Source organism: Serratia entomophila, from assembly GCF_021462285.1.
Classification (GTDB): domain Bacteria; phylum Pseudomonadota; class Gammaproteobacteria; order Enterobacterales; family Enterobacteriaceae; genus Serratia; species Serratia entomophila.
The window spans coordinates 3,371,635-3,388,327 of sequence record NZ_CP082787.1; the positions used below are offsets into that span (position 1 = coordinate 3,371,635).

Consider the following 16,693-nt stretch of genomic DNA (forward strand, 5'->3'; position numbering starts at 1 on the left):
AATTAATCCTATGGACAGTAGGCGCGGCTAAAGGTAACGGACAGAGAGAAATAGGCTCCGCTGGCCTGCACCGTAAATTTGCCGGCTTGATACAGGCCCAGCTCAAACATCGGGTTTTGCCATTTAAAGGAGCGATACCCTTTATGTTCACGCAGAAACCTGACTATCGGCACGATTTCATCCCACACGCCGACAAACACTAATGGCCAGCTCTCTTTTTCACCGTTGATTCCGTCGCCGGTACTTTGTGCATACCCATCGCCGAATTGGGTTGTTCTCACCACCGGTTCAAAATCTCCGGAGGTACCAACCCGCGCCGGGAAATGGAACGTTTGTAATTTCATCTGCCCCCCTTAATGGCTCTGTTCAGCGTCCCGCCCTGGCCCAGGCTTCTATTCAGCAACAGCCGGAAACGCTGGTCGACATAGTTGGCAATGTCGTTGCCGGCGGACTCAAAGCCGCCGGTAGCCTGCACCTGGTTGACACCATCTGAATTGATGGTGATGCCGACGTTAATCAGCGATGAATTTCCCGTAATACCGTTAGCCTGCACCCCCAGCGAACCGTCCGCTCCACGCTTGAGCGGCATAATGGCTTCCGGCCCGGCTTCGCCCATCAAACCCGCGCCTCTGGCGAAGGCGAACAGGGTTGGGCTGCTGACAACCTGCCCGCTGTAAGCGCTCAGCGAAGGCGAGGTATAGACCCCGCCCCTGGCGTTGGGAACATAGCCTTGCCAGCCGGTCGGCATGCCCATCGCTCCGGAACCGGCGGCGCCTGCACCGGCGCTTGCCGCGCCGCCCAGCAGGCCACCGCCGATGTTCATAAACGTGGAGAGAATGGTTCTGGTCAACAGCGCCTGCATCGCCATATCGATCAGCTGCTGAACCACGGACTGGGTAATGGAGGAGAACAGCCCAAGCATGTTCTGTTTAAAATTTTGCGTGCCGGTCAGCAAATCGAACATCATGCCGGAGGTTCGCTCACGCGTCATATCCACCAGCCCCAGCGCCATTTTGTGTACGCGGTTCTGGCCGCCGTACAGGCTCAGCGCCTGCTGATACTGGGCGTCCGTCGATTCCTGCGTCGCCGCCTGCATCAGCTGTTCGTAGCGTTGTTTATCCAGATAGCCCTGCTGATAATAGGCCTGATATTGCGCCTGCTGCTGTACCAGTTGATTGCTCAGGCGGGCGGCAGGATCCACATCGCCGGCGATGCTCAGGCGCGGCGCAGCGAGCGCGTCGGTTTCTGCCTTCAGCCGCTGGCGCGTCGTTTCTTGCCGCTGCATCTGGCTGGCGGTCTGGTATTCGCGTTCGGTCAGCAACCGCCCGTCATACAGCGCTTTCAGCTCCTTGCTGGCCTCCTGCTCCTTGCGCACCGTCGCCTGCCCTGGGGCGTACTGCTCGGCCAGCCGTTGGCGCTGCCGCTGATAGCTCTCGGCATTCAGCGCCATCGCGCGCTGCACCTCCGCCTGACTGGCGCCGGCGGCCTTGGCCGTTGATGCCAGTTTGGTTTGCGAGCTCTGTTCGTCTCGGGTGATTTTGTCCAGGCTGCTCAGATGCGCCTGCTCGATCTCCTGGCGCAGCTGTTGGTACTGATCAAGAGCCTGCTGTTTGCCGTTATCATTGAAAATACGACTAACAGGAGTGGCACTTGTTTGATAGCCCTTAGGATTATCAGGTTTGGTCTCAACATGGCTGCCGTTACCATTCTGTGCATTAACGGCGTTGTTTCGCCGAAGCCGGATCGCTTTCTCGCTCTCAATGGCGTCTTCCAACTGCCCTTGTAAGACGTTCCGCTCTTTCCTCAGCTCTTTCGGATCAGAGTAGAGGGATCCCAGCATCCCTTTGCGACGGCGTTCCAGCCCAGCAAGACGGGTATCGCTCAAACGCGACAACTGACTCTCAATCTTGGCTTTTTCCTCTCCAAGCGTGCTTAACTGCTCGTCGAAGCTGTCAATTTTAATGGCGAGTTTTGCCTTGGATAACTTATGGAGATCTTCGGCCGTCTCGACCGCCACATCTTTCAATTCCAAAGCCGACTTACGAGCCAATTGGTTCTGCTCATGGAAATACAGCATCGCCAATCCCGCCTGGATGGCGACGCCAACCGGGCCGCCAAGCGCACCCAGGGCCACGTTGGCGACGCGGGATGCGGCGCCGACGCCGGCCGTTGCCTGGGCCGCCCCGCTCGCCGCCGCAGCCTGATCGCGCCAGGCCGCCGCGCTGTCGTTCAGGCCCGCGGCCAGTTTCAACACCTCCTCCGTTCGGCTGCCGCCTTCGCCGGAAGCGCTGCTGGCCTGGCGAGCCGCTTCGTCCAGCTGCTTCATCTGCGCCGTCGCGGCGACGGTTACCGACGAAAGCTCGGTGAGCGCCTGCCCATACTGGCGCGAGGTGGCGGCAAGCCCCTGCAGCGAAAGCTCGACGCCGGCCAGCCCCGCCAGTTTGCCTGCCAGGCCGCCAAGCGTGCCGCCGATGCGTTGATACGCCTCGTCGGTTTTCTTGGCGTCCTGCTGCGCCTGGCGGTTAAACTTGGCGGATTGTTCACCGGCGGTGCGGTAAGCCGCCGTCAGTTTGTTTTTAAAGTTGGTGTCATTCAGTTGCAACCCGACGACCAACAGTGCGGTATCAGCCATTTCCCAGCACTCGCATAACGTCAGCACACTGCATATCAATACTGCTTTGCGCGGGCTGACCGGATTGATGAACGGGGGCACGCTCCGCCGCATCGGCCGTCATGCCTTGCAGTTTGAAGTATGCCCGCCAGTGATTCAGGATTTGCGCCGGCATTGCGGCGATCTTGCGAGGATCCGACTCACCCCAGCGATCGGCCAGTTGGAACACCAACATCAGCCAGGGCGAGTCAGTCAGTTTTTTTCCGCTTCCTCCAGGCTGCCGACCGCGTGGCGCTTGACGGCGCCGATGGCTTCGACCAGCGTCGGGTTGTCGTGCGCCGCCAGCAGATCGTCCACGCTGGGCAAGGCGCTGGCCGGGATACGCTTGCCGTCCGGCGTCATCAGGCAAGACAGCAGCAGCTGAACGTTGAGCTTCGCGGCCTTGCTCATGTCGCCGCTGTCGATGGCGGCCTGCATGCCGTCTTCGTTTTCCTGCAGTTCCGCAGCCTTCAAGCGGCGGATAAAGGCCTTGGCGCCAAAGATTTGCGTTTCGAACACGTGGTCGTCGGATTTCAGCAACGCCGCTTTCAGCGCTTTCAGATCGTATTTCTCAGTCATGGGTATACCTTGTTATTCAATAATGTCTGGTCTGTAAAAAAGCTGCCGCAGGCTGCTTGCCTGCGGCGCGGTGGTCAGTGCGTCACACCTTTGGCGTTACCGCTCCCCAGGTGTTGCGGTTCTGCTTGCCCTGCACGGTGATTTGAATGACTTCGCTCGCCGGAGCGGTGATTTCATTCATTTTCCAGCCGGACAGCGACAGAATGGAGGTGGAAGTGCGGCCATTCGGCAGCTCAACGTAGAACTGCACCGTTTCACGGTTGTCCGCCGCGTTCAGCAGCGCTGCAAAATCTGCGTTGGCTGGGTCGTCGATAAAGCCGATGGATTTCTCCGCGCCTTCCGGCAGGTCGGAAATGAACTGCTTGGCGGTATCAAGCAGCGTGGTGCAGTCGACAAAACCGCCGGTTTGCCCCATTTCCCCTACCGCTTTACAGTTGGTCAGCGCCTTCATCGCCGTTGGCGCGGCCCCGACGGTGCCCCATTTGACGATAGTGCCGGCAGGCAGCATGGCGTATTCTGGCGAAGTTTTATCAGCCATAATTTTTCTCTCTCTCTTTTTTGATGATGGATGGTAGCGGTCGCTACCGGTTTTCGATGCCATAGCGGATGTTGGCCGCCAGGATGCGTAACACGTGGTTTTTGTGGTGATCCAGCGCAGGGCGGATAAACGGCGCGGCGGCTTGCGTCGCCGTGCCGTACTCCTGCGCCAGCGCTGTTTGGTAATGTTGCTTGCTGGGGCCGACGCGCAGCGTCACCCTGTCCCATCCGGCGAAGGCGGGCCGTATCGCGATGCCGGCGCTCAGCGGCAGGCCGCTTGCTGGCGCGCCTTGTTCGGCACTCTGCCGCATGGCGCCGAGCACCGGCGCCAACGCGGCATGGCCGGCATGCGGCAGAATTTGATTGGCGACATCGCGCCGAATCGCTGCCAACCGGCGGGTCAGCTCCGCCATGCCGGAAACGTTAATCGCGATCACACCGCCACCTCGGAATGAGTGATGAGGTAGTCTCGCGCCATGCGGTATTGAACTCGCTTATCGGCCAGCGTCGTGGCGCCTTGCAAAATAGTGCTGCGCGTTACCGCCTGTACCGGCCAGCGCCCGATATGGCCATGCTGAACCCCTTCCCAGGCGCTCAGAACGGCCCTGTCCAGGGCGATTAATCGGGGGTAATCGTCGATCACATACAGCACGACTTGAAAACGGCTCTGCACCAGCGAGGTGTCGACCAGGCCGGCATTCAGCTTCAAGTCGCTGATTTTCTGGTAGGTCACACCTTCCAGCCCGGGATCCGGCAGCATCAGCGGGTAAACCGGCAGGCGGGTTAACCCCTCCAGCGAGGTGTGAAGTTCATCTTCAATCATGTGGGTAAAGCCTCCATAGTATTGGCGGGCGAAGAGTTCTGCAGACGCACCCGGTCTGCAGGCAGTGTTCAGGCTGCGGCTTCAGGGGCAGGATAAAAACAACGCGCGTTCCGCCGCGCGCCGGGCAGCCAGCCCATCGAGCCGCACACCGCCCGCATTCACCCACCTGCCGAACTCGGCGGCGGCCCCCTGTCGATCGCCGGCATTCAATTTGCGCAGCAGCGTCGAATCGCCTAAGGCGCGCAGGCCGAGGTTATAGGCAAAGCTCACCAGCGCATCGAACTGCCCCTGCGCGATCGGCACTTTCACCAACCGGCTCACGCCCTGTTCAAATTGAACAACGCCGCATAGCAACAGGCTGTCGGCCATAGCCGAGCTAATCCTCATGCCGGCGCTCACCTTCCGCCCCGCAACCGGCTGAGTCCAGCCATAGCCAATCGTCCATACGCCGACCGGATCCTGATACGCCTGCAGCCGCACACCTTCGAAACGCTTAATCAGCGCAATCCCTTCGTCACTTATTTTCATGGTTTCCCCCTGACGCTTTATTGAGAAATCGGCGTTCCAGCGCCTTGATCAGCGATGCCCCCGACCAGCCGGCCATGCCGCACACGCCGCCCATCACTTCGGATGGCCAGTCGTAATGCAGCGCGATCATCACCATGGTCAAACCGGCGAAGATGGATACGAACAGCTGCAAAAACAACGTTCTCCAGCTGAAGGCCTCGCCATTCAATACCTTGAAGGAATAGCCGGCGATCGCTCCCAGCAACGTCATGCCAAAAGCAAGCAGCATTGAAAGAATGTTTGGTTCATTTTTCCACGGCATAGTTATCACCGCCCCTAATATCGGTAATTCAATATTTCTTGCAGGAAAATTTCATTGCTTATTCCCGAAACGAAAAACCCCGCCGAAGCGGGGTTTATTAATAGTATAGCGGCGTAAGTAACTAACCAGTTTTATCAGACTACAACCTTTTTTGCGTACGCGTTAGCGTTTTATTATAAAAATTTAAAGAAGCACAAAAAAAAATAAAACCTCGCCGAGGCGAGGTTTCTTAACAGCGTAACTACCTAAGCAACTAACCAGTTTTATCAGACTACAGCCTTTTTTGCGTACGCGTTAGCGTTTTATTAGTGAAATTCAAAAAACAGAAAATAAAAAAACACATAAAAACCATACTTTTCAACCAATTAACTGCACAAGCAACTCACTACCCTTATCAGACTACAACCTTTTTCGCGTACGCGTTAGCATTTATTATAAAATAAAAAAAATGTTATCATCACGGCTAAAAGTTTATTTAACAGCGTCATTTATTAATAACGTGAAATAGCAAGCCATCACCAAACGACAATACCAGCCGCTCCCAGGATTAATACTCAGGAGTCCATGCTCAGCTTTACGTCCAACATCGCCAGGCAACCGCCAATAAACCCCTCAGCAGTTTGCATCTCTTTACGTATCGTGCCGTCTGAGCACTTTCTCTTTAACGCTATCTTGCGCAGTGATATTCCATAAACATGATGCGCGATGAGCAAATCGAACTCTTCAGGTTTGTACTTCTTCAGCCTGCCGACGCAACCGTCGATCACCAAGCCATCGTCATCACAACATGAAAGTTCACCATTTGATTGATATGACAACAACCCTTTAAACCCGGCCGCGATAGGCGAATAGTCAATGCCACTGTGGTCTCTGGCCCATACTCCCCAGCGTTCCAAAATTTCGTTCATGTCTCTCATATTTTCATCTCCCGGCGTTCGCCAAATCGCCAATGGCTCCGTGTCGTCAACCTGAGTCGGTCGAGCAGTCCCTCTGCTTGTTGTGCACTGACGCGCGACATTTTCCAATCAGAGCGCGTCGAGGGAGACTCACACAAAACACTGTATAAATAAACAGTATTTAGTATACCCAAAGGTATTTTTTTATCAATACCGGAAAGCCATTTACCTGCCGGCAAATTTAGGTACGATGGCCTCATGAAAAATGAGCAGAAAATGCAATTGCAGGAGATGCGGCGAGAGCGCCTTGCCTTCCTGATCGATAACCTTGGCGTCGGGGGCCAAAAGCGCCTTGCCGAGGCGCTCGGCGTTGCCGCCGACTATGTTTCCCGGATGCTCTACCCGCCAGGCAAAAAAGGGAAAAAAGGCATCAGTGGCGACATGGCCAGAAGGGTTGAGCAATTCTTTGCCGTTCAAATTGGCTGGCTTGATGGCCTGGCGCAAACCGAGAAACGCCGCGTGAGGCAAACGCCCACGCCGCGCGCGAAGATCCATGCCAAAATGCTGCCGCTGCTGACGTGGGCATTGCCCCTGTCCCATGAGCAAAAAATCAAAGGCGAAGCCCTTTGCTATCCCGCCATGGTGCAGTGCAGTTCTCAGGCTTATTGGTTGCCGGTAAGGGATGACACCATGAGCGGCTCTGCAAGCGCCAATTACCCAAAAGGCACCTTGATACTGGTAGAACCCGTCACTGCAGGAGTGACCGAATTAGTGTCCGGCGATAAAGCTGTCGCAAAACGATACGATAACGGCGAGCTCATCTTCAGAATGTATATCGAAGACCACGGGCAAAGGTGGCTTAAGGGGCTCATGCCCGGTGGCCCTATCTTGAATGCTGATGAGTGCGATATTTTAGGTCTGGTACTCGGCGCCTGGCTTCCCTAAGCGCGCCCAGCGTGACGACACAAAGCAAAAACCCCGCTAACCTTTCGGCTGGCGGGGTTTCAGTAACGCAAATAGCGTTGGTGCTGCATGTTATGGTGCCGGCTACCGGAATCGAACTGGTGACCTACTGATTACAAGTCAGTTGCTCTACCTACTGAGCTAAGCCGGCTGAATTTGGCGGAAGGACAGAGATTCGAACTCTGGGAGCTGTTACACTCGACGGTTTTCAAGACCGTTGCCTTAAACCACTCGGCCATCCTTCCAATGGGCGCAGATATTAGCGATACCGTTATGAAATGTCTACCGTTTTCATGCAAAAAAATGCACATGAAAGCGCTTTTGCTTAAACTTCAGACCGCTAGCGGTGAAAAAATGAAAAACCCCGTAAAAACGGGGATTTTTTGTTCGACAAACTGCCGATTATTTAGGCTGAGAGTCGTAATCTGAACAGGTCTGATAGCCCTTGTTCATCACGTGGCCGGTGTCGTTGTAGCTGACAAAATAGGTTTGCACCTTGCCGTCACGCGGCGCTACCGCATAGGTATCACAGGTGCCCTGCGCATGAATCAGGGTCGCCGTGGTGGATGGCGCACCGGCAATGGCCCGCACCTGCTGCTTCGTCATCCCTACTTTTACATCGCTGACTACCGGTTCATCAACATAGCTGGCTGCACGATCGTACGCAGTACAACCAGCCAGAACGGAAAATGCCGCCGCCGTGCAAACGGCTAAAACCAGTTTCTTCGCCATAGCTTATCCTCTTGGAGTGCGTTTATTGTCCCCTAACTGTAGAAGAAGAAAGGCTTTTCGACAAATTTCGCTTTGTCTCTCGGTGCGGTTTCGCCTCTCCCCCGGCCGATAGCGCCGCGATAATCAAAAACCGAAGTCGCTCAGCGCCGGAATATCGTCGGGCCGGCGGCCAAGCGGCCAATGAAAGCGGCGATCCTGCTGGCGGATTGGCATATCGTTGATGCAGGCGTGCCGGTTGATCATCAAGCCATCCTGATTGAATTCCCAATTCTCGTTGCCGAAACTGCGGTACCAGTTGCCGGAGTCATCGCGCCACTCATACGCAAAGCGCACGGCAATCCGTGCGCCATCAAAGGCCCACAGTTCTTTGATTAGCCGGTACTCCAGCTCTTTGGCCCATTTGCGCTGCAGAAACGCGCACACCGCTTCGCGGCCATCGACAAACTCCGCCCGGTTGCGCCAGTGGGTATCCGGCGAGTAAACCTGCGAAACGCGCTCCGGATCGCGGCTGTTCCAGGCATCTTCCGCCAGGCGAACTTTCTCGATGGCCGATTCACGGGTAAAGGGCGGCAATGGGGGTTTGATGCTCATGATTCACCTCTGGGTTCGTTATGTAGACAGGTCTGTCTACTCAATTAAGCTAGCGCATGTAGACAGACTTGTCTACAATCGTCCCAGCAAATATTCAGGAGAGTTGCCATGTCCGTTGACCCCAACGCGCTGCCCGCCCGCGAACGCATCCTGCTGGCTGCACACGATCTGTTTTACCGTGAAGGGATCCGCGCCACCGGGATCGATCGGATCATCAAGGAATCGGGCGTGACCAAGGTGACGTTTTATCGCCACTTTCCCAGTAAAAATGGGTTGATCCAAGCCTTTCTCGCCTATCGCCATCAGCAATGGCTGGCGTGGTTCAGCGCGTCCCTGGCGCGCCATGTCGCACAGTCCGGCAATGTGTTGCAGGCTTTGCCGCCTTGCCTCGAGGAATGGTTCAGCGATCCGCACTACCGCGGCTGCGCTTTTATCAATACTGCGGTGGAGCTGGCGGACGTGCTGCCGGAAAGCCTGAGCGTTGCACATCAGCACAAGCAGCAGATGGCCGATGAAATTGCCCGCCACCTGCCTGCCGGCCCCGATCGGCCGCTACAGGCGGGCATGCTGGCAATGCTGATCGACGGGGCTATCGTTAAGGTGCAGATTGAGCAGCAGCCCCAGGGCGCGCTGCTGCTGCTGAAGGAAACGTTGAAAACGCTGGCGCAAGGCGGGTTCGCTCAGTAGTTGGCCCAGATGCCCGGCGTCACCAACTCCAGCAGGTGGCCATCGGGATCGCGGAAGTAAATGCTTTCTCCGCCGTGTTCCCAGCGCATACGCCCTTCTATCTCGACGTTATTGGCAGCCAGCTGCCGTTCCCAATGCGGCAGCTGCTCTTTCGCCACCGCCAGGCCGATATGCAGCGGCCCCACGCCGTCATGAGCGGGAATATACCCCTCGGGATAGTGGGCGCCGCGCAGTGAATCCCCCTCGATAAACAGCAGCAGCACGCTTTGGTCACCGACGTTGTAAGCGCGGAAGCGTTCGTTGGCCACCATCGCGGGCAGCTGCAGCACCCGCCGGTAAAAGGCGTCCGCTCGCTCGATATCGCTGACGTACAGTACGGTTTCAATCACCCGATCGATTTTGAGTTCCATATTCCCTCCTGATTTGGCTTCACTCATTCAGGCTAGTTCGCTTCTCCTTGCGTTAAATAGCATTCAGTGCCGGCCAGAGCACAATCTGTGCGTTATTGCGGGCAAAAAAAACGCGGCCCGAAGGCCGCGCTTTCATATTCACGCTGTTGCTTAGAACTGGTAAACCAGGCCCACTGCAACCACGTTGTCGGTGGTGATGCCGGCAGAATCGGTGAAGTCATTGTTGTCCAACAGGTTGATTTTGTAATCAACGTAGGTAGACATGTTTTTGTTGAAGAAGTAGGTCGCACCCAGGTCAACAAATTTGACCAGATCTTGATCGCCGTAGTCTTTGCCGTTGCCGGCGCGACCCAGATCTTTACCTTTGGTTTGGTTATAACCCACGAATGGACGCAGACCGAAGTCAAACTGGTAGTGCGCATAGGCTTCGAAGCTTTGCGCCTTGTTGGCGTAACCATAAACGTCGCTGGTTGAGTTGCCGAAGCGCGCCGCATTGTAAGACTGGGTGAACATGACGGCCAGGTAGGTGTTGTTGGCGTCGTATTTCAGACCGCCGGAGTAACCTTCCGCCTTATCGCCGCGGCCCATGATGTTGCCGTAGTTGCCGCCGCCGTTTTGCTCGTTGGTGCGTTTGGAGTTGAAGAAGGCACCAGCCGCGCTGATGCCGTAGCCCATGTCGTAGTTCAACGACATGCCGTAGCCTTCGCCGTTCTGGCCGAGCACGTCACGGCCGTTGTTGGTTTCTTCGGCGCTGCCGTTTTTACCCTGGTACTGCAGGGCAAAATTCAGGCCGTCAACCAGGCCGAAGAAATCGGTATTACGGTAGGTCGCCAGGCCGCTGGAACGCTGGAACATGAACTGGTCAGCGCCATAGGTGGAACCGTCGAACTCAGGCTGCAAGTCGGTGTAAGCAGCGACGTCGTACAGCACGCCGGTATTACGGCCGTAGTCGAATGAACCGTAATCGCCGAACTTCAGGCCGGCGAAGCCGTAACGGGTGAAGTTCTTGTTGTCCTGGCTTTCAGCGTGATTGAGGTTTGCCTGATATTCCCACTGGCCATAGCCGGTCAGTTGATCGCTGATTTGAGTTTCGCCGCGCAGGCCGAAACGCATATAAGACTGATCGCCGTCCACCCCATCGTCGCTAGAGAAATAGTGAAGACCATCGATTTTACCGTACAAATCCAGTTTATTACCGTCTTTGTTGTAGATTTCCGCCGCGCCTGCTGTGCCTGCAACCAGCAGAGCGGGTACTATCAGAGAGAGTACTCGAAGTTTCATCGTTATTATCCTCGTTTATTATGTCGAGCTATGGCCACTGCCCTTTTGAGCATTATTAGCACGACTGTGCATTACCATTCTGGTAACAAGGTTTATATTAATCCAGAAAGAAAATGATACCAAGTATCCGATAGTGTTTCATTGTAATTATTAAAGGTTTCAAAATGTAAAATTGCGCGAACTTTCACAAAACATTACCGACATACAAAATAAAGCACATAATGATAAAAAATACTTTACCTGATGAAAAATAACCAACCTATACAATTCTTTAAGAAAGAACAGGCAACTCTACAAAGCCGCAGAGCAATAAGCACGTTGTGACAAAACCGCTCAGTTTCCATAGCGCTATAATTACCCCGCTATCATCATTATTTTCATTATTACCTTCATTATCGAAAGATAATTTCTATACCTTTTAACCGGCTTCTGGCCGGTTTTTTATTTTCTCCACATTTGCCTCACAATTCCTCAACATTTCACCCTGCGGTAAAAAACAAATAACCTGATGATATTATTCCGCTAATTAACTTCCGCACTAATAGCTAATTTTTTTGGCTATTTTAGGCTACAACTTAACCGGTTTTGCTTTCGAGAGAACTTTCGCATTGTCGCGGCCGCAGGCTATAGCCAGTTTCCAGGGGAAATTAGCCGGCCGCCCGCGCATCTGGTAGCCTGAAAAAGTGAATCAGCCACAAGAAGACCCATTGATGATATTTAACCCCGACAGGCTGTGGCTCCGGCTGCAAAGTTCCCCCTTCCGCGCCAAATTCCGCCTTAATCCCAAAGACCGGCTTTATCTCGAGAGTAAAGGATTGCCTCTGATCCTCAGCCACGCGCGCGACTTTATCGAAAGTCGCCTGGCCGACGCCCAGCCAAAAAATGACGGCAAGCAAACCCCGATGCGCGGCCACCCGGTGTTCGTCGCTCAGCACGCCACCGCCACCTGCTGCCGCGGCTGCCTGGCCAAATGGCACGACATTGCGCTGGGGCAGCCGCTAAGCGAAGAACAAAAACGCTATATCGTGCAGGTTATCGCCCTGTGGCTGGTGCGGCGGGGTGGAGCGCAGCATGATGACTACGCGAATATTTTCGACCCGGATCGCGGATTGTGATAAAAACAGTTCATAACTTTCAGCCGGCATTTTCACCGTAGATCCAGACGCCCACATGACATCCACCTTGTGCAACGAACAGCAAACCCCCGGCGTGCCTCAACAGATCGCCACGCGTCTGGCCTTTTTTGTCGCCGGGCTGGGCATGGCCGCCTGGGCGCCGCTGGTGCCCTTCGCCAAAGCGCGCATCGGCATTGACGACGGCTCGCTGGGCCTGCTGCTGCTGTGCATCGGCGCCGGCTCCATGCTGGCGATGCCGCTCACCGGCTACCTGACGGGCAGGCTGGGTTGCCGCCCGGTGATCCTACTGGCCGGCCTCGCTTTATGCCTGGATTTGCCGCTGCTGGCGCTGATGAACTCTATCGGCGGGATGGCCGTGGCGCTGCTGCTGTTTGGCGCGGCCATCGGCATGATAGATGTGGCGATGAACGTGCAGGCGGTGATCGTCGAGCGCGCCAGCGGCAAGGCGATGATGTCCGGTTTCCACGGTTTTTTCAGCGTCGGCGGCATTGCCGGCGCCGGTGGCGTGAGCATTCTGTTGTGGTTGGGCCTGACGCCGCTGTTGGCGACGCTGGCCACCGTGCTGGTGGTGTTGGCACTGCTGGCGACCGCCAGCCGCAACCTGCTGCGCGAAAGCGGCGCCAGCGAAGGCGGCCCGATGTTCGCACTGCCGCGCGGCTGGGTGATGTTCATCGGCATTCTGTGCTTTATCATGTTTCTGGCGGAAGGCTCGATGCTCGACTGGAGCGCGCTGTTCCTCACCACGCTGCGCGGCGTCGAACACAGCCAGGCCGGCCTGGGCTATGCCCTGTTCTCGATAACCATGACGCTCGGCAGGCTGAATGGCGACCGGATAGTGAACTCCCTGGGCCGATACCGGGTGCTGCTGCTGGGCAGCCTGTGCGCCGCTATCGGCCTCGGCATGGCCATTGTCTTCAACCACGCCACCCTTTCGCTGGTAGGCTTTATGCTGGTCGGTTTGGGTGCCTCCAACGTGGTGCCTATCCTGTTCAGCGCCGCGGGCAATCAGCAGGATATGCCGGCCAACCTGGCGATCGCCTCCGTCACCACCGTGGGCTATGCCGGCATTCTCGCCGGGCCGGCGTTAATTGGCTTTATCGCCCAATTCTCCAGCCTGACGGTGGCTTTCGCCTGCGTCGCCGCGCTGCTGTTGGCGGTCACCGCCAGCGCCAAAGCCGTCACCCGCTGATCCAGGAAGGCGCAGCCGATTATGCAAAACAAACAACTGACCATCAGCTCAAACAATATTACCCGCTGCTTCTTGCTGTTCATCGTGCTGCTGACGATCGGCATCGGCCTCTACGGATACAACTACACCAATGCCTGGCTGGCGGAAAAAAAATACGCGCTGAACAACATTTCCAATTCGCTGCAAAAACGCATCGACAGCTATCGCTACATCACCTATCAGGTCTACGACAAATTCGGCAACGCGCCCTCGCAGAATGCCGATCCCAGCCTGCAGGAAACTCGCCTGCGCCCGGATGTGTACTATGTCGAAAAACCGCACAAAAAAACCGACGCGGTGATCTTCGGCAGCCATGACGACAATACGCTGGCGATGATCGCCAATATCTCGGACTACCTGGATAACCGCTGGGGCGCCAAGACCGAAAGTTACGCCATGTATTACCTCAACGGCCAGGATAACAGCCTCAGCCTGATCACCACCCAGCCGTTGAAAGAGTTGGCGTCGCGCTTCAGGGAAAGCTACCTGACCACGTCGGCGGAAGATCGCCGCGCGGAGATGCTGCAGCAGGCCAACCTGCTCGACGAGCGCGAGAGCTTCTCGGCCTTGCGCAAACAGCGCTTCCAGAACGCTTATTCGTTCTCTATTCGCACCACCTTTAACCAGCCAGGGCACCTGGCGACGGTGATCGCCTTCGATTTGCCGATTAACGACATCATTCCGGTCAATATGGCGCGCTCGAACTTTTTGCTGCAGCCGGACGATATCGATTTGGACGACGGCACCCTTCCGGCGGAAACCACCCTCGGCGCCGGCGTGGCGATGAGCGGCAGCTGGGTGGAATTCAGCGCGGCGCTGCCCAACGCACCGTTGAAGGTGGTTTACCGCGTTTCGGCCTTCAGTCTGGCTATCGATCTGCTGCGCAACAATATCTGGCTGATCGTCATCAACCTCCTGCTGCTGGCGCTATCGATGATGAGCATCTATTTCGTCCGTCGCCAATATATTCGCCCAAGCGAAAACCTGGCGGCCGAGCTGGAAACCGAACGCGCTCTGAATCAGGAAATCATCGCCAGCCTGCCTTCCGGCCTGTTGATCTACAACTTCGCCAGCAATACGGTGATCGCCAGCAACAAAATCGCCGAACACCTGCTGCCGCATCTCAGCCTGCAAAAAATCGCCCATATGGCCGAACAGCACCACGGCGTGATCCAGGCGACGGTCAACAATGAAGTCTATGAAATCCGCATCTTCCGCAGCCAGCTGTCGCCGGAAACCTACCTGTTCTTGTTGAACGATCAGGATAAAGAGGTGATGGTCAACAAACGCCTGCAGCAGGCGCGGCGCGAGTATGATAAGAACGTTCAGGCGCGCAAACTGATGTTGCACAATCTGGGCATCGAACTGAATCAGCCGGTGCGCCAGATGCACGATCTGGCCGATCGCCTGCGCAGCCAGCCGGATGGCGAGCAGCAGCAGGCGCTGCTGAATCAGCTGACGGCGGAGTCCTCCTCGGTGCTGGCGCTGATTGAAAACATCACCCTGCTCACCCGGCTGGAGACCCAGGACTGGCAACCCTCACGCCAGCCATTCAATCCGGCTGCGCTGATCGACGAACTGTTGCTGGAAGCCTTGCCCGCCATCAATCAAAAAGGGCTGGCCCTGTTCAACCATTTCCATCTGGATGTCGAGCAGAACTATATCGGCGATGCCCATGCGCTGCGCAAGGTGATCTCGCTGCTGGTGCACTACGCCATCATCACCACTGCCTGCGGCAAGATTTCACTGGTTGTCGATCATGAGCCGGGGCACCCGGATCGGTTGGTTTTCCATATCAACGATACCGGCTCCGGCATTTCCAATGAGGAAATCAGCAACCTCAACTATCCGTTCCTCAGCCAGACCCTGGTGGATCGATTCAACCACGGTTCCGGCCTCACCTTTTTCCTGTGCAATCAGCTGTGCAAAAGGCTCAACGGCCAGCTGGATATCCGCAGCAAGGTGGATATCGGCACTCGCTACACCATTCGCGTCGCCATGGAAATGGAGAAAAAAGAGGCGCAAGAGCAAGAGAAGCTGCTCGACGGCGTGACCGCCCTGCTGGACATCACCTCGGAAGAAGTGCGCGGCATCGTCACCCAGCAGCTGCAAGCCTATGGCGCCAGCTGCATCGTGGCAGAGGATCGCCAGATCAACCGCGATTATGACGTATTATTGACCGATAACCCGCAACGAGCCGACGATTACACGCTGCTGTTGGCCACGGATGAAGCCGGCTGGCAACAGCTGGAAAAGCGCTACATTCGTGTAAACTATAACCTGAATGGTGCAATGTTAGACGCCGTGCTGATGCTGATCGAACAGCAAATGGCCGCCCTGGAACAGGACGAAAGCCCGCTTTCTTTGACCGCCGAAGACATACAACTCTATGAAAAACAATTGAAATCAAGTGATTACTATAGCCTGTTTGTTGATACAGTACCCGATGATGTCAAAAAACTGTATACTGAAGCGGGCAGCAGTGATTTCAATGCTCTGTCACAAACCGCACACCGCCTGAAAGGCGTGTTTGCCATGTTAAATCTGCTTCCCGGCAAGCAACTGTGTGAATCGTTAGAACAGCACATCGCGGACGGTGATGCGCTCGAGATCGAGAATAACATCAGTCAGATTGATTTTTTCGTCAGCAGACTGCTGGAGCAAGGTAGCCAACAACATGAATAACCTGAACGTAATTATTGCTGATGACCATCCTATCGTACTGTTTGGCATCCGGAAGTCACTTGAGCAAATTGAATGGGTGAATGTCGTTGGGGAGTTTGAAGACTCAACAGCACTGATCAACAATCTGTCCAAGCTGGACGCCAACGTACTGATCACCGACCTTTCGATGCCGGGCGACAAATATGGCGACGGCATCACGCTGATTAAATACATCAAGCGTCACTATCCGCAGTTGTCGATCATCGTGCTGACCATGAACAACAACCCGGCGATTCTGAGCGCCGTGCTGGATCTGGACATCGAAGGCATCGTACTGAAACAGGGCGCACCCACCGACCTGCCTAAAGCGCTGGCGGCCCTGCAGAAAGGCAAGAAGTTCACCCCGGAAAGCGTATCGAAACTGCTGGAGAAAATCAGCGCCAGCGGCTATGGCGACAAACGCCTTTCGCCAAAAGAGAGCGAAGTGCTGCGTCTGTTCGCCGAAGGTTTCCTGGTGACCGAGATAGCCAAGAAGCTCAACCGCAGCATCAAAACCATCAGCAGCCAGAAGAAGTCGGCGATGATGAAGCTGGGTGTCGAAAACGACATCGCCCTGCTCAACTACCTGTCCTCCGTCAGCATGACGCCGTTGGACAAAGACTGATCGCCCTGGCGTTTAGCCTTTAA

The 16,693-nt window shown here is 55.7% G+C and carries 20 protein-coding genes and 2 tRNA genes; 6 read left to right on the plus strand and 16 right to left on the minus strand.

Translation table 11 applies throughout. The annotated features are described in order from the left end of the window. Positions 1 to 8 precede the first annotated feature (8 nt). The 10 genes from KHA73_RS16365 to KHA73_RS16410 form a co-directional block, all read right to left on the minus strand. Positions 9 to 344 (minus strand): phage tail protein, encoded by a 336-nt coding sequence (locus KHA73_RS16365; RefSeq protein WP_234585438.1) that lies wholly within the window; start codon positions 342 to 344, stop codon positions 9 to 11. Beyond that, positions 341 to 2,632: a phage tail tape measure protein gene (locus KHA73_RS16370; protein ID WP_234585439.1), complete on the minus strand. Its 2,292-nt coding sequence runs from the start codon at positions 2,630 to 2,632 to the stop codon at positions 341 to 343. The genes KHA73_RS16365 and KHA73_RS16370 overlap by 4 nt, the downstream gene beginning before the upstream one ends. Continuing rightward, positions 2,625 to 2,846, minus strand: coding sequence for a hypothetical protein (locus tag KHA73_RS16375; protein ID WP_234585440.1), 222 nt, complete (start codon positions 2,844 to 2,846; stop codon positions 2,625 to 2,627). The genes KHA73_RS16370 and KHA73_RS16375 overlap by 8 nt, the downstream gene beginning before the upstream one ends. A 17-nt stretch (positions 2,847 to 2,863) precedes the next feature. Further along, positions 2,864 to 3,229 (minus strand): phage tail protein, encoded by a 366-nt coding sequence (locus KHA73_RS16380; protein WP_234585442.1) that lies wholly within the window; start codon positions 3,227 to 3,229, stop codon positions 2,864 to 2,866. Positions 3,230 to 3,311: 82 nt separating this feature from the next. Continuing rightward, the gene (locus KHA73_RS16385; RefSeq protein ID WP_234585443.1) at positions 3,312 to 3,767 is read right to left on the minus strand and encodes a phage tail protein; all 456 of its coding nucleotides are present in this window, start codon (positions 3,765 to 3,767) and stop codon (positions 3,312 to 3,314) included. 43 nt (positions 3,768 to 3,810) lie between these two features. Next, complete coding sequence (locus KHA73_RS16390) at positions 3,811 to 4,203, minus strand: HK97-gp10 family putative phage morphogenesis protein (RefSeq protein WP_234585445.1); 393 nt, start codon at positions 4,201 to 4,203, stop codon at positions 3,811 to 3,813. Further along, complete coding sequence (locus KHA73_RS16395; protein ID WP_234585447.1) at positions 4,200 to 4,589, minus strand: hypothetical protein; 390 nt, start codon at positions 4,587 to 4,589, stop codon at positions 4,200 to 4,202. Before KHA73_RS16395 ends, KHA73_RS16390 begins: the two co-directional genes overlap by 4 nt. 81 nt (positions 4,590 to 4,670) lie before the next feature. After that, complete coding sequence (locus KHA73_RS16400; protein ID WP_234585448.1) at positions 4,671 to 5,117, minus strand: lysozyme; 447 nt, start codon at positions 5,115 to 5,117, stop codon at positions 4,671 to 4,673. Continuing rightward, on the minus strand, positions 5,104 to 5,424 hold the full coding sequence (locus KHA73_RS16405; RefSeq protein WP_234591305.1) for a phage holin family protein: 321 nt from the start codon (positions 5,422 to 5,424) through the stop codon (positions 5,104 to 5,106). The genes KHA73_RS16400 and KHA73_RS16405 overlap by 14 nt, the downstream gene beginning before the upstream one ends. A 548-nt stretch (positions 5,425 to 5,972) precedes the next feature. Beyond that, positions 5,973 to 6,335, minus strand: a complete 363-nt coding sequence (locus tag KHA73_RS16410; RefSeq protein ID WP_234585449.1) for an antiterminator Q family protein — start codon at positions 6,333 to 6,335, stop codon at positions 5,973 to 5,975. A 237-nt stretch (positions 6,336 to 6,572) separates the two neighbouring features. Between KHA73_RS16410 and KHA73_RS16415 the strand changes: the two genes are divergently transcribed. Then, positions 6,573 to 7,259: a LexA family protein gene (locus KHA73_RS16415; RefSeq protein WP_234585450.1), complete on the plus strand. Its 687-nt coding sequence runs from the start codon at positions 6,573 to 6,575 to the stop codon at positions 7,257 to 7,259. Positions 7,260 to 7,352: 93 nt separating this feature from the next. Here the strand turns inward: KHA73_RS16415 and KHA73_RS16420 are convergent. The 4 genes from KHA73_RS16420 to KHA73_RS16435 form a co-directional block, all read right to left on the minus strand. Continuing rightward, a tRNA-Thr gene (locus KHA73_RS16420) sits at positions 7,353 to 7,428 on the minus strand. A gap of 6 nt (positions 7,429 to 7,434) precedes the next feature. After that, positions 7,435 to 7,522, minus strand: a tRNA-Ser gene (locus tag KHA73_RS16425). A 157-nt stretch (positions 7,523 to 7,679) separates the two neighbouring features. Next, on the minus strand, positions 7,680 to 8,009 hold the full coding sequence (osmE, locus tag KHA73_RS16430) for an osmotically-inducible lipoprotein OsmE (RefSeq protein WP_234585451.1): 330 nt from the start codon (positions 8,007 to 8,009) through the stop codon (positions 7,680 to 7,682). Positions 8,010 to 8,132: 123 nt separating this feature from the next. Next, positions 8,133 to 8,600, minus strand: coding sequence for a nuclear transport factor 2 family protein (locus tag KHA73_RS16435; protein ID WP_234585452.1), 468 nt, complete (start codon positions 8,598 to 8,600; stop codon positions 8,133 to 8,135). 108 nt (positions 8,601 to 8,708) lie between these two features. Between KHA73_RS16435 and KHA73_RS16440 the strand changes: the two genes are divergently transcribed. Beyond that, complete coding sequence (locus KHA73_RS16440; protein ID WP_234585453.1) at positions 8,709 to 9,287, plus strand: TetR/AcrR family transcriptional regulator; 579 nt, start codon at positions 8,709 to 8,711, stop codon at positions 9,285 to 9,287. Here the strand turns inward: KHA73_RS16440 and KHA73_RS16445 are convergent. Together KHA73_RS16445 and ompC are read right to left on the minus strand one after the other, a co-directional pair. Continuing rightward, entirely contained in the window at positions 9,281 to 9,697 is a 417-nt protein-coding gene (locus KHA73_RS16445; RefSeq protein ID WP_234585454.1) for a VOC family protein, read from the minus strand. The genes KHA73_RS16440 and KHA73_RS16445 overlap by 7 nt on opposite strands. Before the next feature lie 150 nt (positions 9,698 to 9,847). Next, positions 9,848 to 10,978, minus strand: coding sequence for a porin OmpC (ompC, locus tag KHA73_RS16450; protein ID WP_234585455.1), 1,131 nt, complete (start codon positions 10,976 to 10,978; stop codon positions 9,848 to 9,850). A 710-nt stretch (positions 10,979 to 11,688) separates the two neighbouring features. Between ompC and KHA73_RS16455 the strand changes: the two genes are divergently transcribed. The 4 genes from KHA73_RS16455 to rcsB are packed head-to-tail and all read left to right on the plus strand — an operon-like array spanning position 11,689 to position 16,670. After that, a complete protein-coding gene (locus KHA73_RS16455; protein WP_234585456.1) occupies positions 11,689 to 12,093 on the plus strand; it encodes a DUF4186 domain-containing protein in 405 nt (134 codons plus the stop codon). Between the two features lie 55 nt (positions 12,094 to 12,148). Further along, the gene (locus KHA73_RS16460) at positions 12,149 to 13,303 is read left to right on the plus strand and encodes an MFS transporter (RefSeq protein WP_234585457.1); all 1,155 of its coding nucleotides are present in this window, start codon (positions 12,149 to 12,151) and stop codon (positions 13,301 to 13,303) included. Between the two features lie 21 nt (positions 13,304 to 13,324). Then, positions 13,325 to 16,027 carry a phosphotransferase RcsD gene (rcsD, locus tag KHA73_RS16465; RefSeq protein WP_234585458.1) on the plus strand — a complete coding sequence of 901 codons (2,703 nt, stop codon included), beginning with the start codon at positions 13,325 to 13,327 and terminating at the stop codon, positions 16,025 to 16,027. Then, a complete protein-coding gene (rcsB, locus tag KHA73_RS16470; protein WP_004935900.1) occupies positions 16,020 to 16,670 on the plus strand; it encodes a response regulator transcription factor RcsB in 651 nt (216 codons plus the stop codon). The genes rcsD and rcsB overlap by 8 nt, the downstream gene beginning before the upstream one ends. Positions 16,671 to 16,693 lie beyond the last annotated feature (23 nt).